Source organism: Paraburkholderia sediminicola (assembly GCF_902859805.1).
Classification (GTDB): Bacteria; Pseudomonadota; Gammaproteobacteria; order Burkholderiales; family Burkholderiaceae; genus Paraburkholderia; species Paraburkholderia sediminicola.
In genome coordinates this window covers 94,566-119,914 of sequence record NZ_CADIKC010000009.1, presented here as the reverse complement: position 1 = coordinate 119,914, position 25,349 = coordinate 94,566, and the positions used below count along the sequence as shown (strand labels likewise).

At 60.2% G+C, this 25,349-nt stretch carries 16 protein-coding genes; 5 read left to right on the top strand and 11 right to left on the bottom strand.

Translation table 11 applies throughout. The features are described from left to right. Positions 1-3 precede the first annotated feature (3 nt). Positions 4-3,318, top strand: a complete 3,315-nt coding sequence (locus tag R8871_RS27635; RefSeq protein ID WP_175053315.1) for an efflux RND transporter permease subunit — start codon at positions 4-6, stop codon at positions 3,316-3,318. A gap of 430 nt (positions 3,319-3,748) precedes the next feature. Then, positions 3,749-3,997 carry a hypothetical protein gene (locus R8871_RS27630; protein WP_175053314.1) on the top strand — a complete coding sequence of 83 codons (249 nt, stop codon included), beginning with the start codon at positions 3,749-3,751 and terminating at the stop codon, positions 3,995-3,997. 304 nt (positions 3,998-4,301) lie between these two features. Here the strand turns inward: R8871_RS27630 and R8871_RS27625 are convergent, their stop codons facing one another. The 3 genes from R8871_RS27625 to R8871_RS27615 form a co-directional block, all read right to left on the bottom strand. Continuing rightward, positions 4,302-4,766 (bottom strand): hypothetical protein, encoded by a 465-nt coding sequence (locus R8871_RS27625; protein ID WP_175053313.1) that lies wholly within the window; start codon positions 4,764-4,766, stop codon positions 4,302-4,304. Positions 4,767-4,869: 103 nt separating this feature from the next. After that, entirely contained in the window at positions 4,870-5,433 is a 564-nt protein-coding gene (locus R8871_RS27620; protein ID WP_175053312.1) for a peroxiredoxin, read from the bottom strand. Between the two features lie 140 nt (positions 5,434-5,573). Then, complete coding sequence (locus R8871_RS27615) at positions 5,574-6,908, bottom strand: EAL and HDOD domain-containing protein (protein WP_175053311.1); 1,335 nt, start codon at positions 6,906-6,908, stop codon at positions 5,574-5,576. A 298-nt stretch (positions 6,909-7,206) separates the two neighbouring features. Between R8871_RS27615 and R8871_RS27610 the strand changes: the two genes are divergently transcribed. Further along, positions 7,207-9,021 (top strand): putative bifunctional diguanylate cyclase/phosphodiesterase, encoded by a 1,815-nt coding sequence (locus tag R8871_RS27610; RefSeq protein WP_175053310.1) that lies wholly within the window; start codon positions 7,207-7,209, stop codon positions 9,019-9,021. Between the two features lie 91 nt (positions 9,022-9,112). After that, on the top strand, positions 9,113-10,570 hold the full coding sequence (locus R8871_RS27605; protein WP_175053309.1) for an HDOD domain-containing protein: 1,458 nt from the start codon (positions 9,113-9,115) through the stop codon (positions 10,568-10,570). Between the two features lie 36 nt (positions 10,571-10,606). Here R8871_RS27605 and R8871_RS27600 read toward each other — a convergent pair whose 3' ends face one another. The 7 genes from R8871_RS27600 to R8871_RS27570 form a co-directional block, all read right to left on the bottom strand. Continuing rightward, complete coding sequence (locus R8871_RS27600; protein WP_175053308.1) at positions 10,607-12,097, bottom strand: TolC family protein; 1,491 nt, start codon at positions 12,095-12,097, stop codon at positions 10,607-10,609. Continuing rightward, the gene (locus tag R8871_RS27595; protein WP_246287776.1) at positions 12,087-13,352 is read right to left on the bottom strand and encodes an HlyD family type I secretion periplasmic adaptor subunit; all 1,266 of its coding nucleotides are present in this window, start codon (positions 13,350-13,352) and stop codon (positions 12,087-12,089) included. The genes R8871_RS27600 and R8871_RS27595 overlap by 11 nt, the downstream gene beginning before the upstream one ends. A 185-nt stretch (positions 13,353-13,537) precedes the next feature. Beyond that, complete coding sequence (locus tag R8871_RS27590) at positions 13,538-15,715, bottom strand: type I secretion system permease/ATPase (protein WP_175053306.1); 2,178 nt, start codon at positions 15,713-15,715, stop codon at positions 13,538-13,540. A gap of 86 nt (positions 15,716-15,801) precedes the next feature. Continuing rightward, positions 15,802-19,725 carry a calcium-binding protein gene (locus R8871_RS27585; RefSeq protein ID WP_175053305.1) on the bottom strand — a complete coding sequence of 1,308 codons (3,924 nt, stop codon included), beginning with the start codon at positions 19,723-19,725 and terminating at the stop codon, positions 15,802-15,804. 272 nt (positions 19,726-19,997) lie between these two features. After that, complete coding sequence (locus tag R8871_RS27580; RefSeq protein ID WP_175053304.1) at positions 19,998-20,603, bottom strand: hypothetical protein; 606 nt, start codon at positions 20,601-20,603, stop codon at positions 19,998-20,000. Between the two features lie 384 nt (positions 20,604-20,987). Then, positions 20,988-21,176, bottom strand: a complete 189-nt coding sequence (locus tag R8871_RS27575; RefSeq protein WP_175053303.1) for a hypothetical protein — start codon at positions 21,174-21,176, stop codon at positions 20,988-20,990. 582 nt (positions 21,177-21,758) lie between these two features. Continuing rightward, entirely contained in the window at positions 21,759-23,129 is a 1,371-nt protein-coding gene (locus R8871_RS27570; protein ID WP_175053302.1) for an EAL and HDOD domain-containing protein, read from the bottom strand. Positions 23,130-23,396: 267 nt separating this feature from the next. Between R8871_RS27570 and R8871_RS27565 the strand changes: the two genes are divergently transcribed. Next, complete coding sequence (locus tag R8871_RS27565; protein ID WP_175053301.1) at positions 23,397-24,155, top strand: acetoacetate decarboxylase; 759 nt, start codon at positions 23,397-23,399, stop codon at positions 24,153-24,155. Positions 24,156-24,325: 170 nt separating this feature from the next. Here R8871_RS27565 and R8871_RS27560 read toward each other — a convergent pair whose 3' ends face one another. Next, positions 24,326-25,120 (bottom strand): ABC transporter substrate-binding protein, encoded by a 795-nt coding sequence (locus tag R8871_RS27560; RefSeq protein ID WP_175053300.1) that lies wholly within the window; start codon positions 25,118-25,120, stop codon positions 24,326-24,328. Between the last annotated feature and the right edge of the window lie 229 nt (positions 25,121-25,349).

Here is a 25,349-nt window from a genome sequence, read left to right as displayed (position 1 = left end):
GCGATGAACCTGTCGCGTCCGTTTATCTCCCGCCCGGTCGCCACCACGCTGCTGGCGATCGGCATCGCGCTGTCCGGTATTTTCGCGTTCACCAAGCTGCCGGTCGCGCCGCTGCCACAGGTCGATTTCCCGACCATTTCGGTGCAGGCGACGCTGCCGGGCGCGAGCCCGGACACGGTTGCGACCAGCGTGGCGAGTCCGCTCGAGCGGCATCTCGGCTCGATCGCCGACGTCACCGAAATGACCTCGCAGAGCTCGGTCGGCTCGACACGCATTACGCTGCAGTTCGGCCTGAACCGCGACATCGACGGCGCCGCGCGCGACGTGCAAGCGGCCATCAATGCCGCGCGCGCCGATCTGCCGGCGAGCTTGCGCAGCAACCCGACGTACCACAAGGTGAATCCGGCCGACGCGCCGATCCTGATTCTCGCGCTCACGTCGAAAACGCTGACCGCCGGCCAGTTGTACGACTCGGCGGCCACCGTGTTGCAACAGTCGCTCTCCCAGGTGGATGGCGTCGGCGAAGTGGATGTGAGCGGCTCGGCCAATCCGGCTGTGCGTGTCGAACTGGAACCGAATGCCCTCTCCCACTACGGCATCGGTCTCGAAGACGTGCGCGCGGCGCTCGCCGCGGCCAACGCGAACAGCCCGAAAGGCTCGATCGAATTCGGCCCGAACCGCGTGCAGATCTATACCAACGACCAGGCGAGCAAGGCGTCGCAGTATAAGGATCTGGTCATCGCGTACCGTAATGGCGCGGCGGTGAAACTGTCCGACGTCGCGGAAGTGGTCGACTCGGTCGAAGACCTGCGCAACCTGGGCCTCTTCAACGGCAAGCGCTCGGTGCTGGTGATCCTGTACCGCCAGCCTGGCGCGAACATCATCGACACCATCGACCGAGTGATGGGCATGCTGCCGCAGTTGCACGCGTCGCTGCCCGCCGACGTCGACATCGCGCCGGCCGCCGACCGCTCCACGACGATCCGCGCGTCGCTCAAAGACACCGAGCGCACGCTGATGATCGCGGTGGCGCTGGTGGTGATGGTGGTGTTCCTGTTCCTGCGCAACTGGCGCGCCACGCTGATTCCGAGCGTGGCCGTGCCGATCTCGATCATCGGCACGTTCGGCGCGATGTATATGCTGGGCTTTTCGATCGACAACCTCTCGCTCATGGCGTTGACGATCGCGACCGGCTTCGTGGTCGACGATGCGATCGTGGTGCTCGAGAACATCTCACGGCATATCGAGAATGGCGTGCCACGCATGAAGGCTGCCTTCCTCGGCGCGCGCGAAGTCGGCTTTACGGTGCTGTCGATCAGTATCTCGCTCGTCGCCGTGTTCCTGCCGATTCTGCTGATGGGCGGCATTGTCGGGCGGCTGTTCCGCGAGTTCGCGCTGACGCTGTCGCTTGCGATCGGCGTGTCGCTGATCGTCTCGCTCACCTTGACGCCGATGATGTGTTCGCGCCTCCTGCGCGAGCCACACGAGAAAGAGGAAGAAGGACGTTTCGGCCTCTGGCTCGAACGCGGCTTCATGTCGATGCATCGCGGTTATGAGCGCACGCTTGGTTGGGCGCTGCGGCATCCGCGCCTGATCGTGATGATTCTGCTCGCGACCATCGGACTGAACATCTGGCTGTACATCATCGTGCCGAAGGGCTTCTTTCCGCAGCAGGACACGGGCCGTCTGATCGGCGGCATTCAGGCCGACCAGAGCACGTCGTTCCAGGCGATGAAGGGCAAGTTCGCGGAGATGATGGCGATCGTCGGCAAGAATCCCGCCGTGGACAGCGTGGCGGGTTTCACCGGCGGCCGTCAAACGAACTCCGGGTTCATGTTCGTTTCGCTGAAGCCGAAAAGCGAGCGCAAGCTCTCCGCCGACCAGGTGATCCAGCAACTGCGCGCCCCGCTCGGCGACGTGGCCGGCGCTCGGACTTTCCTGCAAGCAGTGCAGGACATTCGCGTAGGCGGCCGGCAATCGAACGCGCAGTATCAGTTCACGCTGCTGGCCGATTCGACGCCTGACCTGTATCTGTGGGGACCGAAGCTCACCGAAGCGCTGCAGGCGCGCCCCGAACTCGCCGACGTGAATTCCGACCAGCAGCAAGGCGGCCTCGAGGCGATGGTGACGATCGACCGCGCGACTGCCGCGCGCCTCGGCATCAAGCCGGCGCAGATCGACAACACCTTGTACGACGCATTCGGCCAGCGCCAGGTCTCGACGATTTACAACCCGCTGAACCAGTATCACGTCGTGATGGAAGTCGCGCCGAAGTACTGGCAGAGCCCGGACATGCTGAAACAGATTTACGTCAGCACCTCGGGCGGCAGCGCGAGCGGCGCGCAGACCACCAACGCGCCGGCCGGCACGGTGACCGCGCAGGCAACGACTACGGCGAGCACGAGCGCGACGACTGGCGGCACGGCAGGCACGACGGCGTCGAGCGTGGCGAGCATCGCTGCCGACTCCGCGCGCAACCAGGCGATCAATTCGATTGCGGCGAGCGGCAAGTCGAGTGCTTCGTCGGGGTCGGCCGTGTCGACGTCGAAGGAAACGATGGTGCCGTTGTCGGCAATCGCGAGCTTCGGGCCGGGGAATACACCGTTGTCGGTGAATCACCAGAGCCAGTTCGTGGCCTCGACGATTTCGTTCAATCTGCCGCCGGGCGTGTCCTTATCGACCGCGACGCAGGCGATCTACGACACGATGGCGCAGATCGGCATGCCGGGAACGATCCACGGCAGCTTCCAGGGGACAGCCCAGGCGTTCCAGCAATCGATGTCCGACCAGCCGATCCTGATTCTGGCCGCGTTGGCGGCGGTGTATATCGTGCTGGGGATGTTGTACGAGAGCTATATCCACCCGCTGACGATTTTGTCGACCCTGCCCTCCGCGGGCGTGGGGGCGTTGCTGGCTTTGCTGCTGTTCAAGACGGAGTTCAGCATCATTGCGTTGATCGGGGTGATCTTGCTGATCGGCATCGTGAAGAAGAACGCGATCATGATGGTGGACTTTGCTATTGAGGCCTCCCGGCAGGGGTTGTCGTCGCAGGATGCGATTTTTCAGGCTTGTATGTTGCGGTTTCGGCCGATCATGATGACTACTTGCGCTGCTCTTCTTGGGGCCTTGCCGCTGGCCTTTGGAAGTGGTGAAGGGGCGGAGCTTCGGGCTCCGCTGGGGATTGCTATTGTGGGTGGGTTGATTGTTAGTCAGATGCTGACTCTGTATACCACTCCCGTGGTTTATCTTTATATGGATCGGATTCGGGTGCGGTGGGAGGGGCGGAAGGGGCGGCGGGCTGGGGTGGCCGCTTCTTGATGTGGTTGCTTTTTGCTTTTTGCCTTTTGCGGCGGCATTTGGCCGTGTTCCTGGGGCCTTTCCTTGTTCTGGCTTTCGTGCCTTTCCTTGCATTGTTAGTGGTCTATTAGCGTTCCCCCTGTGCGGGGGGGGCACCTACTTTTCTTTGCTTGCCGCAAAGAAAAGTAGGCAAAAGAAAGCGGCTCAAACCGCTAATGCTAAGTGGGCACCGTGGTCTGCTGCGGGTAGTGGTGCGACTGGAATTCGTGCTCTCGCACATTCGGCGCTAGTGACAAAGGATTCATCAGCTCCCACTCCGCACTGCGTGCGTCGCGGACGGGTCTGCATGGGAAACCACGGGCTTCGGTTCAGGTCTGTGGGAGCCGTCGGCTTCGCCCCGGCGACGCGCTCCGGCATTCACCCGGGAACCCCCACCTCAATTGATTTGTCGGTGCCCCGCAAGCACGGTCTCGGTCTCGGTCTCGGTCTCGGTCTCGGTCTCGGTCTCGGTCTCGGTCTCGGTCTCGGTCTCGGTCTCGGTCTCGGTCTCGGTCTCGGCTGTGGTGGCTCGGCTGCGGTGGCTGCGGTGGCTGCGGTGGCTGTGGCTGTGGCTGTGGCTGTGGCTGTGGCGGTGGCGGTGGCGGTGGCGGAGCAAAGACGAGCCACGACCCTCTCGCGAGGCGTGAACGTCAAAACGTAGCGAGTGGTTTTATGAACGGCTCATCGGCGCGCGCAGCGCCGCCGGAAGTATGACGCCCTTGTCACAAGCATATGCCGGTGCACGAACACAGATTCCAGTCGCACCACTACCCGCAGCAGACCACGGTGCCCACTTAGCATTAGCGGTTTGAGCTGCTTTCTTTTGCCTACTTTTCTTTGCAGCCGGCAAAGAAAAGTAGGTGCCCCCCCGCACAGGGGGAACGCTAATAGACCACTAACAATGCAAGGAGAGGCACCAAAGCCAGAACAAGGAAAATGCCGCCGCAAAAGGCAAAAAACGACCCTTAAAGCCTCTGCCCAACAGCAAGCAAAAAAATCCTCCGCCACTGCTTAGCCTGCCGCTCGCCCAGCATGGGCAAAACCCAAACCTGATGCTTAGCGTCCTTGACCGTCAAAGCGACCTGCCATAGACCATCATGGCGTTGCACCTCAGCCCCAAGCAGGTCAGCAAAAATATAAGCCCCCATCTCGCCGCCAAGGCGAACCTCACAAAACCGCTTACCGGCAGCAAGCCGCACCGCCCCCCAGGTGCCAGTAAGCTCATGAGTCCAATCACCATCGCGAACATTAGGAGCGACCTCCTTCCTCCGCCGCCACCAATAAACCACCGCAGCGATCAAAAGCAACCCAACAAAAACAGCAACCCCAACAGCAACAACCAACCCAAACGCCGCCTGCAAGGCATAAAACGCCCGCACGGCCCCATACACCACCGCGATCAGCGCAATCAACACTACGAGAATCGGCATCGCAAGCTCACCCGGCAAAAAAACTCAGGCTAGCACGAGCAACGCCCGATCCTCATGGCAAAAATCCATTGCGAAAAATGCGCCGCCGCGTAAAGCCCAACCGTTACGGCTGCTTATGCGCCGCCGCCCAGTCCTTCACCGCCTTCAGCGTGTTCTCGACGTGCTTCTCCGGCGACAGGCTCGTGTACTCGTAAATGATCTTGCCGTCCGGCGCAATCACATACGACACACGATTGGCCATCGAGCTATGCATCGGCATGCCAGCGTCGTAGGCGCCGATTACCTTCGAATCGGCATCAGCCGCCACCGGGAATTTGCTGCGGCATTCGCTTACCGAAAACTTCGTCAAGGTGTCGATGTTGTCGTGCGATACGCCAATCACCGTCGCGCCATATTTCTTATACTCGTCGACGGCTTCGGCAAACTCGTGGGCTTCGATCGTGCAGCCCTTCGTGAAGGCGGCCGGATAGAAATACAGCACTACCGGCCCTTTCTTCAGCTCGTCGGCCAGCGAATACGTATAGGTCTTGCCGCCGAGCGAAGCATCCGCGGTAAACGGCGGCGCGACATCGCCCGGTTTGAGCGTGGCTGAAGCCGTCAGCGAATGCATCGCGAATCCCACCGACAAGACAGCCGCCAGTGTCATCGGAATGAGTTTTCTCTTCATCTGCAGTCCCCTCGAAACGTTAATGCACGCAGTCAGTGCAATAAGCCGAAGGTCACGGCGTCCAGCCGACCCTCGGCAACCTCAATACGCTATTGGAACACGTACAGATAAGGTACGTCAGAAACTGCTCGGAGGATGCATCAGGCGGCTTCTTCGATATGCGCGCCAAACCATGCCGCTGCGGACAGGTTCAGCTCCGCCAGCACCTCGGGCGTCAGCGCTGCGAAGCCGGGCGGCGCATCGGGTCCGCCTGCGATCAGCGCGGCATCGGCGCCCTCGCCCGCCGCTTCGGCAATCCGCAACAAGGTGCCGAGCGCGCCGCCGCGCGTGACGATCGCTTCGCGAATCTGTGGGGCCAGGCCGAGCTTCTCGAGCACAGCCGCCGGCGTGCTGCCGAGCACCACGTGGACCAGAGAAAAAATGCCGGTCATGAAAGCGGCATCGGCAAAATCGTCATCGAACGGGCGCAGGCACCCCGCGGCCAGTTCCATGAAACGCGAGCGCGTGCCGGCCAGCTGCACCAGCGGATCGGCGCGCCACGGCAGATCGCCGCTGTCCGCGTACAGCAGCAGTTGCGCCCAGCGCGCAATCTGCCGTGTGCCGGTGGCGATGATGGCCTCACGCAGCGAGGCAATATTGCGCCCCAGCCCGAATGCGCTCGAATTGACGAGGCGCAGCAGTTGCACCACCACGCTCGGGTTCTGCTTGAGCTCCGCTTCGAGCTCCGTGATCCCCGCATCGCGCGACAACAGCGCCAGCAAACGCAGCAGGCCGGGGCGCGGCGAGCGGTTGCGCGGCGCGGCCAGCACCTGCGGCCGCGCGAAGAAGTATCCCTGGAACAGATCGAAGCCGAGGTCGCGAGCCAGCAAAAAGTCTTCGCGCGTCTCGACCTTCTCGGCGATCAGTGTTTTGCCATGGCCGCGGACGGTCGACGCCAGCTTGGCCAGCGCGGACCGCTCGGTCTGGAGGAAGTCAATCTTGACGATGTCGGCGTGCGGCAGCGCGGCGAGCAGCTCGTCCGACAGTTCGCTGACGTCGTCGAGCGCCACCTGGAAGCCGGCGCGGCGCAATTCGGTCAGCCGGCGGCCCAGATGCGCATCGAACTTGACGGTTTCGAGGATCTCGAGCACGAAGCGCTCGGGCGGCATCAGATGGACGATGTCGTTAAAGAGCAGCGCGCGGTCGATATTGACGAAGCCGCGGTGCTGGCCCAGCACGGCCGCTACACCAATCCCGCCAATCGCGCGAGCCACGACCTGCGCCGTCGCCTGCGCGTCGTCGCTGACCTCGGCATAGTTATGCGCGCCGGATCGAAACAATAATTCGTAAGCATTGAGCGCGCCGTCGCGATCGAGAATCGGCTGGCGTCCCAGATAAACGAACTGTGCTCCGGACGCCGGGTCGGCGTCCTCGGCACCTTGTTCGAGCACCTCGATGTGCCGGGGGGTGGCCCTGACAAAGTGACGTTCAGACATGGATCATCGGTGCAAGTGTTCGGAAAGCCGTGCAGCGTCGTCATCGCCGTCGCTGCACAGCAGGTTTGACGTATTAACGGAAACGAAGCCAGTCCACTTTAACTGAATCGCCCTCGCGAGGTCGCCGGGCTACACCGCCGTTCCCTTACCATTTGTTTTTTACAGCAGGCGCTAAAGATTTTCCGCCGGGGGTCGTTATCTTGTTCTGATGGGGCGGCCTGATACCTCTCAACCGCCCGAATACGGCGGGCAGTATGCCGCCCCGCCTGCAGACGAACACAGGTTGCCAGCGACAAACATGGAAGCGAACAGGATCACCGCGCCCCGCCGGGGCTCCTTGCGCACGGTCATCGACCGGTTTCGTGCGTTCGGCCGGCATGCCCCCGGCAAACCGCAGACCGGCGCCAGCCGCACTGCGCAACTGGAACAGGTGGTCGGCGCCGTCGACCTTCTGGCGCACATCGACGAGGGCCTGCGCTTCCTCTATGTTTCCGACGCGAGCCTGCGCTTCATCGGTTATCACCGCGAGTATCTCGAGACCATCACCCTGCACGATCTCGTGGCGCCTGCCGACGTGCCGCGCCTCGATGCGCTGCTGACGCGCGCCACCGCCACGGGCAACGTCGAAAAGGCCACGCTCGGGCTCATCAAGTCGCTGACCTACCCGATCACCGTCGAACTGCGCGTGGTACGCAGCCTGCATGACGGCGTCGAAGGCTATGCGATCGCCGGCTTCGACGTGTCGGCCTGGCGCGCCACCGAGGAACGCCTGACCCAGGCGCTGCACCTGGACCGCCTGACCAACCTGGCCAATCAGCCGGCGCTGATCCCCGCGCTGCTCGACGCGCAGCAGCAGGCCGACGCCCACGGCACGCCGGCCGCGCTGCTGCTGCTCGATCTCGACGACTATCAACGCGTGAACCGCGCGCTCGGCTACGACGCCGGCGACGAGATGTTGCGCGACACAGCGCGGCGTCTGCTGAACATGACGAGCCCGAACGAGACGGTGGCGCGTGTCGCCAGCGACGAGTTCGCGATCCTCGTGAAGCCCGCCGCGAGCCGCACCGACGCGGCCGCCGCGGCCGAAGCGCTGGCGCGCCGCCTGCTGACCGCGATCCAGCAACCGTACGTTTTCAATGGCCAGCAGGTGCATTTGTCGGCGAGCATCGGCATTGCGCTCTATCCCGACGTGCGGCACGCGAACGACGACGCCGCCCACGACACCCACCTGCTGCGCTGGGCCGACCACGCCTTGCTCCAGGCGAAGGCGGCCGGCGGCAACACGCTCGCCTTCTACGTACCGGACGACAACCCCGCCGACGCCGAGCGCCTGAAGCTGGAGGCCGATCTCTACGACGGCGTGCGCAACGGCGAGTTCTCGCTGCACTTCCAGCCGATCACGAGCAGCCGCACGCACGGCGTGGTCGGCGTCGAAGCGCTGATCCGCTGGTCGCATCCCGTGCACGGCCTCGTGCCTCCTTCGATGTTCATTCCGCTCGCGGAATCGATCGGCCTGATCAACTTCCTCGGCAACTGGGTGTTGAAGGTTGCCTGCATGCAGCTGATCCAGTGGGATGCTCGGGGCATATCGTTGCAATACGTCGCCGTCAACGTGTCGCCGCAGCAGTTCCGCGATCCGCGTTTCAAGGACAGCGTGCGCGAAGCGATCGAATTGACGGGCATCGATCCGCGCCGCCTTGTGTTCGAGATCACCGAAAGCCTGCTGATGCACGACCCGGCGCATGCCAAGGGTTTGCTCGAAGAATTGACGGCGATGGGCATCCGCTTTGCCGTCGACGATTTCGGCACCGGTTATTCGAGTCTGGCTTACCTGCAACGATTCCCGCTGGCCAAGCTCAAGATCGACAGGAGTTTTGTCGAGAATCTGCTAACCTCCCGGAACGATCAGGCAATCGTTAGCGCGGTCGTCGGGCTTGCACAAACGCTCGATCTCGAACTGGTTGCCGAGGGCGTCGAAACGGAAGCGCAACGCAGCCTGCTCACCGAGATGGGATGCGACCACATTCAGGGATGGCTCGTCTGCAAGGCGTTGCCCTCCGACGAACTTGCACAACGTTTCGAAGCGCGCACGCTTCACCTGCACACCGCATAATGACGCGGGCAAACTTCGTGCGCAGCGGAAGATGCCGGCCCCGTGCCGGTGTGGCACTCATTGGAACATGTATGGCTTTGGCGGGACTCACATGGTAAAGGCGGCGGTGCTCGACCGGCTCTGGACGCGAATGAGCGAGCGCGGCGATTTCCCCATGCTGTCGCAGTCGTTGCGCACCACCATGGCGGCGATGAACAACGACGACCTCGACTTCACCGGCCTCGTGCAGGTCGTGTTGTCCGATTTCGCGTTGACGCAAAAAGTGCTGCGCCTGGCCAACTCGGCCATGTACATGGCGTTCGGCGGCAACATCACCACCGTGTCGCGCGCGCTGATGGTGCTCGGCATGGACGCGGTCGGCCATCTGGTGGTCGGTCTGAAAATCGTCGATCACTTTCATCACAGCGCGCCGCGCCGTATCGACGCGAAACTCGAATTGAACCGCACGCTGCTGTCAGGCTGCGTCGCGCGCAAGCTCACTGAGCGCGGCGATCTGCGCGCCGGCGAAGAAGCCGTGGTCTGCACGCTGATGCGGCAGATCGGCAAGCTGCTGGTGGTGTTCTATCTGGACGCCGAGTGGGATCAGATCCGCCGCCATATCGACGACGGCACCCTCGAAGCCGATGCCTGCGTGCTGGTGCTCGGCGTCACGTTCGACGAAATCGGCGCCGAAGCCGCAGTCCGCTGGCGCCTGCCGGACATGATCCGCTCCGGCATGGGCGAGTTCGATCCGCTGGACGTCGAACAGCCGCGCCAGGTGCAGTGGCTGCGCGCCATCACCAACTATTCGACTGCGGTCGCCGACGTGCTGACCCAGCAGAACATGCCGGACTGGGAGCGCGAAGAACGCATCGCCGAACTGGCGCAGGAATACAGCCACGCACTGAATACCGATCCGGACGTGCTGCATGGAATGAGCATCGCGCTCGCCCGTGAAGAAGGCGGCGACGGCGTGATGCGCGAGATCGTCGAGTTGCGCGCCAATGCGGACGCGATCGCGCGCGAGGCGCTCAATCCGGAAGCGCGCATCGCGGCGGGGGTGGGCGATCTGCGCGGCCTGCCCGACGGCAGCGCGCTCGCGCCGGCCCTCGCGCTGGCCGCTGAAACCGTGCTGGCGGCGCTTGGCTTTGCGCGCACGGTGGTGTTCGTCAAACACAGCAACGGCACCTTCAAGGCGCGCCTCGGCCTCGGTCCGAAGATCGACGCGGCACTGCCGAAGCTATCGTTCAATACCGCCTTCGAACCCGACGTGTTTCATCTCGCGATCGCGAACTCGGTCGGCATTTTCATTGAGAACGCACGCGACCCGAAAATGGTCGCGCGGCTACCGGAGTGGTTCCGCCGTTCGTTCGACGACGCGCGCGCCTTCGTGCTGCTACCGGTAGTCGACGATACCGATCAGACGGTGGCGCTGCTATATGGCGACTGGTCTCATACGCAGGAGCCACGACGAATATCCCAGAAGGAAATGAGCGCGTTGAATGAGTTAGCCAAGGAGTTAGGACGTTTTTTTGGCCTGGGGCAGATGCAGGCAATGGAGATGATGTGAAGACGTGGCGTGATCGTTGATCACGGTGCTTCACTCTCACCGGTTTTGTGTTTGCCCTAAGTCGAGTTTGCCGAGGCTCGCCGCCAGACTCAGGCGAGCAACGAACCAGTCGGATTGGGTTGCGATGCGTTGGTGGTTAGCGGCGATCAGCGCGTCTTGCGCGTGCAGCAGTTCGATAATGCCTGCCACGCCGGCTTTGTAGCGCGCCTGCGCCGCATCGAAAGCCAGGCCCGCGTTTCCCTGCAAGGCTTGCGTCTGGAGCATGGTCTGCGCACCCGCCCGCACCGCCTCGTAGCTTTTCCAGACATTCAATGCAACCTGCTGCTCGGTTTCGGCGACGTTCGCCTCCTGAAGTTCAGCTTGCGCCCTTGCCTCGCGAATCCGGTAAGTCGATCCGAAACCCTCGAAGAATGGGATCGTGACCCGGATACCGACGTAACTGCTGCGCGACGTCGAAGATCCTCCGCCTGCATTGCCGATCGTAGCCGCGGGCCGGTTACTGCCCGACAACCCGGCCTGGAGACGAACGCTCGGCAACGCTTGCGCACGCGAGCTATCGATTGAGGCCTCGGTAGCGTGCAACTCGGCGCGAGCCGCCAGCAAACGCGGATGATCTTCGAGCGCCTGATCCAGCAGCGTTTTTATGGCGTCCAATTGCGGCGCCGTCAGCTCCATGGTAGTCGGCACCGTTGCCAGTTCAATCGATACGTCCGGACTCAGACCCATGTCGATTGCCAGCGTGCCGATTGCTTCGTGCAACCCGCTATTCGCCTTAACAACACTCAACATTGCCTGGTCATGTGCCGTGCGTGCCTGCAACTCGTCAGCGATCGACGCGACCCCTGAACGCATCCGGGCACGTGCAGCCGCAAGACTTTGCGCGGCGTTGGATTCTGCTTCTCGTGCTGCTTCGGCTTGCGCCCGCGCGGTTACGGCAGCGAAATAATCCCGGGCGCTCGTATATAGCACATCGAGCACGACGGCATTGAACGACTGGTTTGCCGCGATCATCAATTCACGCGCTTTCCTGACCTCCGCCGAACACGCCCCAAAATCGAACACCACCCATTCGAGCGCCAATTCGGCCGCCCGGGTGGGACCGTTGTACGTCTCCTGCGATGCCCACGCGTTCGCCGAAGCCGTACTGCCACGGTTGAGCGAACCGCTCACAACGCCTGACAAGGTCGGCCATTGCGCAGCCTTCGCCTCGCCCAGGCGCGCAGCCTGCACCTGCGCGCTCGCCCACGCCCGGCGAGTAAGCGGATTGCGGCACAATGCGCGCGTCGCCACATCGTCCAGCCGCAACGCCGAGCCCGGCAAATCGAACTCGCAAGGTGCCACGCCGACCGCTTCCGGCACGCGCGCCGCGACTGGCGCAATAATTTCGCGCTGCGTGCGCAGCGGATCAAAATCGTTTGTGACAGATTGCGCAAACGAGCAAGTTGACGAGAGCGCGGCAACAATGGCAAAGACGTTGTGCACGGCAAATCTCTTGCCGAGTGCGAGGCAAGCGAAATCAGCGCTCATGCAAACTCTCGTCAACCCGCGTCAGTAGCGGGCTCAAAAAATACTCGATCAATCGGCGCTTACCCGTTTTGATCTCAACACTCGCCGCCATGCCCGGACTAAGCGCTACACGCTGACCATCGATCATCATGCTCGACTGACTCAGTTTGAGCCGTACAGCGTAGATCAAGCCGCGCTTTTCGTCCTCAATCGCGTCGTGCGACACGCTAGCCACCTCGGCTGGCAGCGTGCCGTAGCGGGTATAGAGAAAGGTCTCAATCTTCGCGGCGGCAGGTTGTCCTACAGCAACAAAGCCGATGTCCTTGTTCTCCAGAAACGCTTCAATTTCGGCAGGGCGTTCGCCTGGAACAATGACCATTAAAGGTTGAGCGGCCGTCACGACACCACCGACCGTATGCACCGCGAGTTGCTGCACGGCGCCGTCCACCGGCGCTTTGAGTGTCATAAGGCGGTCGTGCGCATCCGCCTTGATGTATTCCTGGCGAAGCTCGGCCGCCTTTTGCGTCGCGGTGCCCAGATTTTCGAGCGTCGCACGGCGCGTCGAAGCGACTAGTTCTTCGCGCTGGCGCCGCGCACTCAAGATCGCCGCCCCAATTTCGCCGATACGGCTTTTTTGTGCCGCCAACTCCCCTTCCTGCTCGATACGGATTTGCTGCTTGTCGAGATATTCGTGACGGGATACGTAATTCTTAGCCGCCAGTTCGTCGAAATCGGCCTCTCTGCTTCGCGCGATTGGCAGCGTGCTTTGCAACCTGTGGATTACCGAACCCACTGTTTGAAGCTCGGCGGCATTGCGCGCGATTTCCGCATCGAGACGCGCAAGCCTGGAACGAAACTCGGCCAGTTCACCATCGAGGAAACGCTGCTCCTGCTCGACCCGCGCTCGCGTTGGCATCACGCCGGCCGGCACATCCATGCTGGCTGAAATATCGATGTGCTGAGCTATGCCGCTATCGATACCGTTGAGCAACGCGCGCGCTCGCGCCGCGCCAAGCCAACTTTCAGCCCAGTCATCGCGCAAACGCAATCGATCCGCCGACGATGCCGTCGAGTCCAGTTCGAGTAGCACATCGCCAGCTTTTACGAGCTTGCCATCGCTGACATATATCGCGGTAACTTTCGCGGTTTCTATCGACTGGATGATCTTCGCGTGGCCATCCGGCACGATCTTTCCCTGTGCGGTTGCGACAATATCGATCTTGCCGAAGACCGCCCAAAGCAAGGCAATCAACAGTAGAGAGACGATTGCAGCCATCGCAACGCGTGGCAACGGCGAAACGGGCCGACGTTGCAACTCCAGTGCGGCAGGGAGGAATTCAGATTCGTCGGCTGACCACTGCGGGGCGTTCCGCTCGCGGGCCTGCCACGCCGCACGCCACACTTTCTGATAGTGGCGCGCCAGATCCCAGGTTGCCCCTAGCCAGAGCAGAGCACGGACTGTCATACGCCCGCCTGCAGATTCCAAAGCTTCGCGTAGGCGCCTTTTGCCGCGACCAGCACGTCGTGTGGACCTTGCTCGATGATCGCGCCGCGCTCCATCACGATGATCCGATCTGCCCGCCGTACAGCAGATAAGCGGTGTGCAATCACCAGCACCGTCCGTCCCCGGCAGATTGCCCGCATGTTGTCCTGTACGATACGCTCCGACTCGTAATCGAGTGCGCTGGTCGCTTCGTCGAAGATCAGAATGCGTGGCTCATGCATCAGCGCCCGGGCAATGGCGATGCGCTGCCGCTGACCGCCCGAGAGCGTCGAGCCATGTTCGCCGACCGGTGTGTCATATCCTTCCGGCAAGCCAACAATAAACTCATGCGCGCCGGCCAGTTTTGCGGCATGTATCACCGCATCGAGCGGCGCACCTGGATCGGTCAGCGCGATGTTGTCGCGAATGCTCCTGCTGAAAAGTACGTTCTCCTGGGATACAACGCCGACCTGGCGCCTCAACGAAGTCGTGTCGATCAACGCGAGGTCTTGCCCGTCGATCGTGATACGACCACCCTCCGGCGTATAGAGCCGCTGCACCAGCCTGGTCAGCGTGCTCTTGCCCGATCCCGACTGCCCGACGATGCCGATCACCTCGCCCGCTGCGATCGACAGGTTCACACCGCTAAGAATAGCCGGACCGTCTGCCCGATAGCGAAATACGACCTTCTCCAGTTCGATACGACCTTTGACAGCAGGCAGTGCACTTTTCGCACCGGCCGCTTCCGTGCGGCTGTTCAAAATGTCGCCCAGACGCGCGACTGAAATGCCCGTTTGCTGGAAATCGGTCCACAACTGGGCGAGCCGCATGATCGGCCCCGCCACCTGACCGGCCAGCATGTTGAATGCGATCAACTCACCGACCGTGAGTTTGCTGTCGATCACGAGCCGCGCCCCGACCCACATTAGTGCGACAGTGACGAGCTTGTTCACGAGGCTGACACCACCGCTCGCCCAAATGCCTACAGTCGACGCGCGAAAAGTCGCACCGATATAGGCTGCAAGCTGGTTGTCCCATTGACGCGTCCACTGCGGCTCGACCGCCATCGATTTGACTGTGTCGATACCGCTGATCGTTTCGACGAGAAACGACTGATTTTCCGCACTGCGAGCAAATTTCTCATTTAGTCGCCGACGGAGCATTGGCGTGCAAACTACTGAGAGCAGGACATAGCACGGTAGTGAGACAAGCACGATCAGCGTGAGCCAACCACTGTAAAAAAGCATCACTGCGATGAAGACGAATGAGAACAACAGATCCATCACAAGCGTGATTGCGTTACCGGTCAGAAACGCGCGAATGTTCTCCAACTCGCGAACGCGCGCGACTGAATCGCCGACGCGTCGTGCCTGGAAATACGCCAACGGCAATTTGAGCAGATGACGGAACAGGCTCGCCCCGAGTTCAACGTCGATCCGGCTCGTGGTGTGCGCGAACACGTAGCTACGCAGCGCGGTGAGCGCAACATCGAATAGCACGACGATCGTGAGTCCGACGGCGATCACGTCAAGTGTGGTCAACCCGTGATGGACCAGTACCTTGTCCATCACGACCTGAAAGAACAGCGGCGTGATCAGAGCCAAGACCTGGATAAAGAACGAGACAACAAGCACCTCGCACAGAAGACGCCTGTACTTGATTAACGCCGGAATAAACCAGGTGAAGTCGAACTTCGTCATCTCGCCGAGCGTCGACGCACGTGAAGCGAACAGGATCACCTCTCCGGGCCAATCCTGTTTCAATAGTTCGATCTCGATTGAGACGGGCTGTGCAGCGTCGGGGCGCTGGATCACCGCCTTGTTCTTTTCTATGCGACCGATAACGAAAAAGTTGCCTGTCTGGTCGATGGCGACAGCAGGCAGTGCGAGCCGATCCAAACGATCCCAGCGGACTTTTGTGTGTTTCGCGTTAAGTCCGAGCGATTTTGCGGCAAGCAGGAGTTGTGTTGTATTGAAAGGCGCTACCCCGGGCTTGAATTCGTGCGCCAGTTGATCCGGATCCGCCGCCATGCCATGAAAGCGGGCCAACATGACGAGGCAGAAGATGCCGGGGTCGATAGAGAGAGCGTCAGAATTGAGCGGAGACTGCTGCGTATATTCGCTATGCGGGGTAGTCGGGACGGCATCGGGTTGCATTGGGGTATTGCTTTCTGCGTGCTGCGGCTACGGGTAAGCAGGTCGCACGACATAAGCGTCGCGCGACCTAACGATGGCGAAACGAACTAGAAACAGTTCACTGCTACCGGCGGTGTCAGCGCTTGCGTTGCGCTTTGCTGCCATGCCGAGTCGGATAACGACGGCGGCGCGATGCTCGCCATTGTCTGGATCAGCAGGTCCAGTTTGCTTTCGATGTATGCCGATGGGTCGATTGGATCCGGCTCGAAGGTTCGCATCGACGACATTAGCTTAGGCCCCGCCGCTAACGCCTTTGCGTTGATCGTTGCTTTATCCCACGTGGTGCCATCGGCGAAACGGAACTGCTCTATTCCATACGGCAGCGTCGAACCGCTCTCGTAGAACTGCATCTTGATTCGCAGTACATTGTCGGAACCCGACAGCGTGACCAGAAGGTCCGAACTGTTACTGTCGCGACGCACGGTGACGTCGCCGGGCTTGATATCCGCGTCGAATAGCACGACGTCGGTATCCTTGCCGTTCGGGTCGTACACTTCCTCGATCGTGTCGTTTCCGGAATGCCGGCCGAACAGATACGTGTCGCTGCCCGCGCCGCCGATCAGCAAGTCGTTGCCTGCGCCGCCGTCGAGCACATCGTCGCCGTTGTAGCCAACCAGAACGTCGTTGCCGGGCGTGCCCTGCAACGCCATCAACGCGACGGTCCGCTTGTCCCAGATCGTGCCGTCGGCGAACTTGAACTGTTCGATACCGTAGGGGAAAAGCAGACCGCTCTGATAGAACTGCATCTTCACACGCAACACGTTGTTCGAACCGGACAACGTGAGCAGCAGATCCGAGCTTTGGCCGTCGCGACGCACGGTGACGTCCTCCGGACGGATGTCGGCGTCGAAGACCACGACGTCGGTATCCTTGCCGTTCAGATCGTACGCTTCCTCGATCGTGTCGTTTCCGGAATGCCGGCCGAACAGATACGTGTCGCTGCCTGCGCCGCCGATCAGCAAGTCGTTGCCTGCACCACCGTCGAGTATGTCGTCGCCGTTATAGCCAACCAGCACGTCGTTGCCAGGTGTACCCTGCAATGCCATCAGGGCGACGTCCTGCTTCGTCCAGATCGTGCCGTCAGCGAATTTGAACTGTTCGATGCCGTAGGGGAATAGCAGACCGCTCTGATAGAACTGCATCTTCACACGCAACACGTTGTTCGAACCGGACAACGTGAGCAGCAGATCCGAGCTTTGGCCGTCGCGACGCACGGTGACGTCCTCCGGACGGATGTCGGCGTCGAAGACCACGACGTCGGTATCCTTGCCGTTCAGATCGTACGCTTCCTCGATCGTGTCGTTTCCGGAATGCCGGCCGAACAGATACGTGTCGCTGCCTGCGCCGCCGATCAGCAAGTCGTTGCCTGCACCGCCGTCGAGTATGTCGTCGCCGTTGTAGCCAACCAGCACGTCGTTGCCCGGCGTGCCCTGCAACGCCATCAGAGCGACGTCCTGCTTCGTCCAGATCGTGCCGTCGGCGAATTTGAACTGTTCGATGCCGTAGGGGAATAGCAGACCGCTCTGATAGAACTGCATCTTCACACGCAACACGTTATTCGAACCGGCGATCGTGAGTAGTAGATCCGAATTTTGGCCGTCGCGACGCACGGTGACATCTTCCGGACGGATATCGGCGTCGAACAACACGACATCGGTATCCTTGCTGTTCAAGTCGTAAGCCTCCTCGATCGTGTCGTTTCCGGAATGCCGGCCGAACAGATACGTGTCGCTGCCTGCGCCGCCGATCAGCAAGTCGTTGCCTGCACCGCCGTCGAGTATGTCGTCGCCGTTGTAGCCAACCAGCACGTCGTTGCCCGGCGTGCCTTGCAACGCCATCAGGGCGACATCTTGCTTGGTCCAGATCGTACCGTCGGAAAACTTGAACAGTTCGATGCCGTAGGGGAAAAACAGACCGCTCTGGTAAAACTGCATCTTGATACGCAAGACGTTGTTGGAGCCGGACAACGTGAGCAGCAGATCCGAGCCTTGGCCATCACGACGCACCGTCACGTCCTGCGGCCTGATGTCTGCGTCGAAGACCACCACGTCCGTGTCGTTGCCATACAAGTCGTAGGCCTCTTCGATCGTGTCGTTACCCGAGCGCCGTCCAAACAGATAGGTGTCGCTGCCCGTACCTCCGACTAACAGGTCATCACCTGCGCCACCATCAAGCACGTCATCGCCAGCGCCACCGTAAAGCGTATCGTTGCCGTCGCCGCCCAACAGGATGTCGTCGCCGTCACCGCCGTTCAGCACGTCCTTGCCAGCGAAGCCGATTAGGATGCTGCCCGAGGAGCCGGTGGACTTACCGTTCAGTGTGCCATCGCCGAACAAGACGCCTAGTTGACCAAGCGCTTCGCGCATCGCATCGCTCTGATGTGCCTCGACATAGGTGCGGAGTTCCGCGCCAATGTCGAACCCCTGCTGCAACCAGTTCACACCAAATGCTCTCGTCAGTCCGGCCAGTATGAACGCGACATCCGTTGCGCCGGTCACGGTTTCCGCCGCTTTCAGCTTCGACATCATGCCGTTGAAGTCGGCCTGCACTTGCCCGCCGTCGTTCACCTCGTAGACGATGGCATCGAGGTACGGCTTCCAGACCGTCTGCATTGCGACGGCCCTATAGACTGACTCAACTAGTGTCGACCATGCGTTCGAAACATACTGACCGCGCGTGCCTGACAGGTTCACCGTTCCGCTGCTATTGGCCCCCAGCATCGTGCCCGACATTTTTTCGAGTACGGTAAGGCGGCCGATCCAGTCGACGTCGCTGGCGTACCCGGTAATAGTCCGTTTGCCTGCGTCCTTAAGCGACTGTGACGTCGTCATGCCCGATGTCGCTGCCCAGGCCTTCAGCAACGGCTCCATCAGCGCCTGTTGCATGGCCGCCGATTTTGCGTGCGTGATTTGGTCGAGCAGTGCGCGCAATGCGGTGCCTTCGGGTGTATCCAGGCTGGCGGCCTGCCACAGATCTCGCACATTACCGGCGCCTTGTACGTATGGCATTGCGATGACGTCGTCACGCAGCGGGATGGCCGTGTCGAACCGCTGGTGCAGCGTGTCCTGGCCGAACCAGATTTCCTGCATGTCCCGCTCGACGGGAACACCATCTACCATTTGCACGAACGAGCCGGAACCTCGCACCATGTTGCCGTTTTCAAGCGTGCGAATGGTGGCGTCTTTACTCAGATTGATCGAGACAATGCCGAGTTCGTCGAGGCTGAGCAGTTCACCAGATTGTGAAGTGCCGTCGCCGTTGGCATCGCGCCAGATTCTCAGCGACGACCAGATGGCGTCGTTGCGGTCGATGACACCATCTCTGTTCAGGTCGAACTCGCGGAGTGCGTCGAAGCCGTTCGCGGCAAGCGTGCCGTTTGCGAGCGGGGTGAAATTACTGAACAGTTCTGCGCCAGAGTCAATCGTTCCGTTGTGGTTACGGTCGAGGACGAGGAAACCGTCACCCGTGCTGATCCAGCCGGTATGGGTACGGCTGCCGCTGCCATCGAAATCGAAGTAGGCGTTGGAATTGTCTGGGTTAGTCGTGTGGATACCGTCACCGTCGATGTCCAGGATGAGGGGATCGACAAGATTCAATGACTGCGAGAGCCATTTAAAAAAATCGTGAATATTGCGGCCAAGATCGAACGGGAGACCCCCGCCCGGGCTTCCATTACTCTTCGAAGGATCGTACGCACCCGTGGGGTCGTATGTCTTTAGCTTGCCATCTTCCGCGGAATCATCACCGTCACCGTCACCGTCACCGTCACCGTCACCGTCACCGAAAATAGCATCGTTGATCTTCTGAGCAAGTTCACCCGCCTCCTGCATGGCTGCGTCATAGTTATTTTTATAGTACTGGTCCGCGTAGTACCCAACTAATATGCCTGCCCCTGCACCGGCCACCACTGCCCATCCGGCGGGATTTGTCACCAGCGCGCCACCAGCCAATCCACCAAGTACAACATTCACCGCTGCCTGAGTTGCAGCGCCCGTCGCGACTCCGAATGCGAATCCTCCCACCGACTTAATACTGTTGCTTACGTCGCCACCCATTAGGCCAGCAGTAACCGAATTTACCATGTCATACAATGATGTCGCGTCACTCGCCTTTCCCAGAGCCTGGCCGTACAGGTTCGCCCCTGCGTCGGTGTTGCGGATAAGATTGTCGAGTAAACGCCGCCCTAGGGAGGGCGCGACTTCAATTACAACAATCCCTGTATTAGTTACGATCGTGAACATACTCATTTTTCACCCCGAATTAAACAAGTGATTTTCGAAAACATCCAATATAAAATAAGCGTTATGCACATAAATAGCGCCAACTGCAGACTCCCAACCACAAACCAGACTAACGGCCAACTTTTTGCCAATTCACCTTTGACTGTTAAGGCTCCGCTCTGAATAACTGGGGACGTAATAATTTTTATAACAACGAGTACAACTACCGCAGCAATCAGTACCTTTCCAATTTTTATAGTTTTTGACATCACAACTGCCGAAATACCACTGCACGACAAGTTGTACAACGATTCATACTTATAATTTTCAGATGAGGTTGTCACTGTCCCAAACTTTCTGTTCTGCCCGCAAATTCCTCGGATGACAAAGTACTGATCACTCCATTTTTTCTCCAAAATCGGCGAAACTGGGATTCCATCTTTCCAAAAAGCACTCCGAAACGACTTCTCCACGAATATTCCGCACTGTGCAAATACAGGGATTGCGACAAGATAGAATACCCAGGCCATCTCTCCCGGAAATATCTGTCCTGGACTACGAGCGAATATCACAGCCCAGCCGGCAGCAGCAACTGCGAAAAGAAGCCCCGCATATGTAATCTTTTTCACCACCGCATACCCTCCTATTCGCCTCACTAAAATCCGGACGTGACTCAGCCTGCCAATGCAAAAAATCTGGCACAAAAGTCATGTCACCACCATTGCCCTTCCGCTTGGAAAGGAACTAACCTACCGAGCGAATGTACCGGTCTGACCCCGAGTCGCACCATGAGATTTTTCTCGATGGAGCGAGGAAAATTCCCAAATAAAAAACAGTATCGTCGACTCTCTGACGGGAATTTCCGACATCCTTCATCATTTATCGACAACCGCACGCTCTCTAAATTTTCCTTAGAAAGGATAGAGTAGATTAAGATTTTTATTACCAGATTTTATCGCTCAAGACTTCCGCGCTGCTCTACCCGACATTTGACGCGACTTGCAATTCGCAGATCAAAGCCCCTTTTTGATCATGTAAATCATCGAAGCAAACGTAACAGTTATAGCAACAGCTCCAAATCCGGCAACCCATTCCGGCTCCAACTTCGAAACTCTTAGTCTTCCAAAAGATAAAACCTTCAACCCGAAGGCCCCGACACCCCAACAGAGTACGTCGAGGAAGAACCAAACAATAAAATCCATTACGCCTCCTTCGCCTGGCGATAGTTCTGGAGAAGCCCTATCCGCCGCTGGATATTTTCTAAACCTTGCAATACGAGACGGTACGAGAGCTATACCTAGGAGAAACTCGTCTATCTTGGCTCACATCACACCAGTTCTCTGCCCGACATTCAAAGTCCGCACGACCGACGAGAATCGCAGCGGGCCGGTCTCTGAATTGCAAATGCTGAAAGCCCCGGCGAACTTTGCCAGAACGATCGACGATGATCGGTGGCGCCGTTAGACCAGCAACCAATCCTTTCACACCGAAAGAATCGGCAGCGAATCTATCCCACCTAGCCAAAATGCGCTATCGGCCCCTTCTGACAGCGTCGTCAGAATTCAAGGAAAGTGATTGGCTCAACCTTCAGCCTGGTGCTCGTTCAAGGCATGGCACGCCGTAAACGCAAAACGGCGAAGCCGTGCTTCGCCGTTTTGCAATGCAATGAATTGCCTGCACCTATCAATCGACATTCAGGGAAGACCACATCAATCCGCGCCGCCACATTCCCACCCGGAGTTCAACGCACATCAGCCAGCAACTCGCCAACCGACGCCTCCCCCTCAATCCTCGATCCGCTCCAACCCCTCCGCACTCCGATCCGCAACCCCGGCCCACGCCCCCGCCGCCAATCCAAGCAGCGCGATCTCTTCCACCGTCAACGGCTGCAAGCGCGCGCACAAGGCATCGAGTTCATCCCACGCCCCGCGTTCGAGTGCTTCGACCGCGGTCAGCAACAACCCCAACACGCCTTGCCGATGCAGGATGCCCGCCTGAATCGGCCGCGATAGCGTCAGCACATTCAGCGTGCTTTCGAGCGAGCCGCCGAACACCGCATCGACAAACGAAAACACGCCGGTCAGAAACGCTGCATCGGCTTCGTCACGCCCTGCTTCGGGCAAGCGTTCGATCGCCAGTTCCATGAAGCGCGCCCGGGTCGCCGCGAGTTGCAGCAGGGGATCGTCCTCGAGCGCAACCTTGCGGCCGTCCGCGTACAACAGCAATTGCGTCCAGCGCGCGATCCGATTCGTGCCGGTCGCGTTGATCGCTTCGCGCAGCGTCGTGACCTTGTGGCCGACGGCGAGGCCGCTCGAATTCGCGAGCTTCATCAGATGCATGACCAGCACAGGATTCAGCTTGAGTTCGGCTTCGAGTTGCGCAACGGTCGGGTCGCCCGACAACAGTTGCAGCAGATTTAGCAATGCATGCCGCGGCGCGCTGACACGCCGCGTCGTCGAGGTCTGCGCACGCGCGAAGAAGTAGCCCTGGAAACGGTCGAAACCGAGAGCATGTGCCTCCTCGAAATCGCTCTGTGCGTCGAGACCCAGCGCGATCAGCAGCTTGCCCGCGGACTTGAGCACGCTCGTCAACTTGGGCAACAGCGCTTTCGACGCCCGTGTGAAATCGATCTTGACGACTTCCGCGTAAGGCAGCAGCCTCGCAAACGTTTCATCGGGCTGCGTCACTTCATCGAGTACGAAGCGATAGCGCCGCCCATGCAATTTAACGATGCGCTCAATCAGCGCATCGTCGACCAGGATCGACGGCGACAATTCGAACATGAAGCGGTCAGTGGGCAGATGCTGGATCGAATCGTCGAACAGCATCTCGCGGCTTACGTCGACGTAAGCGGGATGCCCGGTAAGCGCACCGCGCACATTGCCTTGCATCAAACCGCGAATCACGGCTCGCGCGACGAGTTGCGCCGGCTCGGGCGCACGGCCCGGCAAAGCGTCGGCAGCCGGATCGGCGGCCGATGCTGCGCCCGCGTCGGAGTCGGCGCTCACCGGCAATTCCGGCGCGCGCACCTTGATCTCATAGCCGCATAGCATGCCGTCCCGATTCAGAATCGGCTGGCGCGCGAAGCTGGCATTCAGTTGCGCATCGTCCGCAGCCCCCGTATGGCTGGGATTCTCGATTGCGATGGTGGTCATTCTGGTCCCCCGCTAAGCGCCGCCCTGGCGCTTCCTGCTGTATTTTGGTTTTTGCTGCACCCATCGCGCACGTCCAGGCCCCGAGACCCTTAGCGCGTGCGGTGCGCCCGCCGATTTTAGCGCAGGCCGATGCGCCCGGACATGTCAACGCTGCAATATCTCGAAATATTTGGCAACCAGTCTCGCTGAAGAGAAGGAAAGAATCGACGATACTCTTGTGCAGTGCAAAAGCGTTCCACCACAAGCCTTTAACCACCAAGGAAAATCATGGACGTCAAAAGCGTGCTGTCAAATGCATTCGCGATGCCGATCACGAGCCCGGCGTTTCCGATGGGTCCGTATCGTTTCGTCGACCGGGAATTTCTGATCATCACCTACCGCACCGATCCGGACAAACTGCGCGCCGTGGTGCCCGAGCCGCTGCAGATCGGCGAGCCGCTCGTTCATTACGAATTCATTCGCATGCCGGATTCGACCGGCTTCGGCGACTACACGGAAAGCGGTCAGGTGATCCCGGTGTCGTACAACGGCGTGGCAGGTGGTTATACGCTGGCGATGTATCTGGACGACCATCCACCGATCGCCGGCGGCCGTGAGTTGTGGGGCTTTCCGAAGAAGCTCGCCTCGCCGGTGCTGGAAGTCCATACCGACACGCTCGTCGGCACGCTCGATTACGGCCCCGTGCGCATCGCCACCGGCACGATGGGCTACAAGCATCGGCAACTGGATCTTGCGCAGCAACAGAAGCGTCTGGAGACGCCGAACTTCCTGCTGAAAGTCATCCCTCACGTGGACGGCACACCGCGCATTTGCGAACTGGTGCGCTACTACCTGCAGGACATCACCCTTAAAGGCGCATGGACGGGTCCCGCATCCCTCGAACTGGCACACCATGCGCTGGCGCCGGTCGCAGAATTGCCGGTGCTCGAAATCGTCGAGGCGCGGCATCTGATTGCCGATCTGACGCTAGGACTCGGTGAAGTGGTGTTCGATTATCTGGATCAGCCTGAAGCGAACGTTCGCTGACCGTTTGTCGCCGTGCGGCGTCCACGGCATGCACGGCGCGTGGATGCCGTGCAGATGAAGCACATGAAGCAAGGCTGAGATACGCGTCAGGCCAATGACGCTTCAAGCGTCGCCAAAAATGCAAACGGCCGCATCAGCGGCCGTTTGCATTAGGCGAGATACATAACGCGTTACTTCAACACGACCTTCACGTCGAAGTACTTCGCAGCGAAGCGGTCGATCGTGCCGTCGGCCTTCAGTTCCTTGACCGCCTGGTTCACTGCGTCCTTCAACGCCTTGTCGCCCTTGCGCAGGCCAAAGCCCACGCCCGCGCCGAGCAGCTTCTCGTCGCTGACGGCCGGGCCCGCGAAATCAAAGCCCGCGCCTTGCGGCTTCTTCAGAAAGCCCTTCGAAGCGGCTTCCGCGTCCTGGAATGCAGCGTCCAGACGGCCCGATGCGAGATCGGCATAGATCTGATCCTGCGTCTGATACGGCACGACGTCGACGCCGGCCGGCGCCCAGCGCGCCTTCGCATACGTCTCCTGAATCGTGCCTTGCAACACGCCGACGTGCTTACCCTTGAGCGAAGCCGCCGTAGGCAGCAGACCGCTGCCCTTCTTCGCGATCATCTGATTCGGGATCGTGTAGATCGGATCGGTGAAGTCGATGGCCTGGCGGCGCTGTTCCGTGATCGTCATGTCCGAGTTGATCGCGTTGAACTTGCGTGCTTCCAACGCCGGAATCAGGCCGTCGAACGAATTCTCGACCCACACGCATTTCGCCTTCAGCTTTGCACACACGGCATTGCCGATGTCGATATCGAAACCTTGCAGCTCGCCCGACGGCGACTTCGATTCGAACGGCGCATACGACGCCTCGACGCCGAAGCGCACTTCCTTGATATCCGCTGCCGAGGCGGTGCCTGCCGTTATCGTTGCCGTCGCGAACAGCGCGAGCGCAGCCATGTTTCGCCAATTCATCTTCATTACGGGTGTTCCTCTACGGTATTGAATAAGACGGAGCCGAATCCGGGCCAGCATGATTGCCGCGCCAAAAATGCGATTCAAACTCGTGCGGCCAGTGTGGTGCAGCGCAACAGCCGCGAGGGCGGGATTGTACAGGCTTCGCACAGCACGCCTGGCGGGCACATAGACGCGTGCCTCGTTAGACGAAGCCGGTTCGGCGCGCATAAAGGCGCAATTTCGTGTCGTGCTC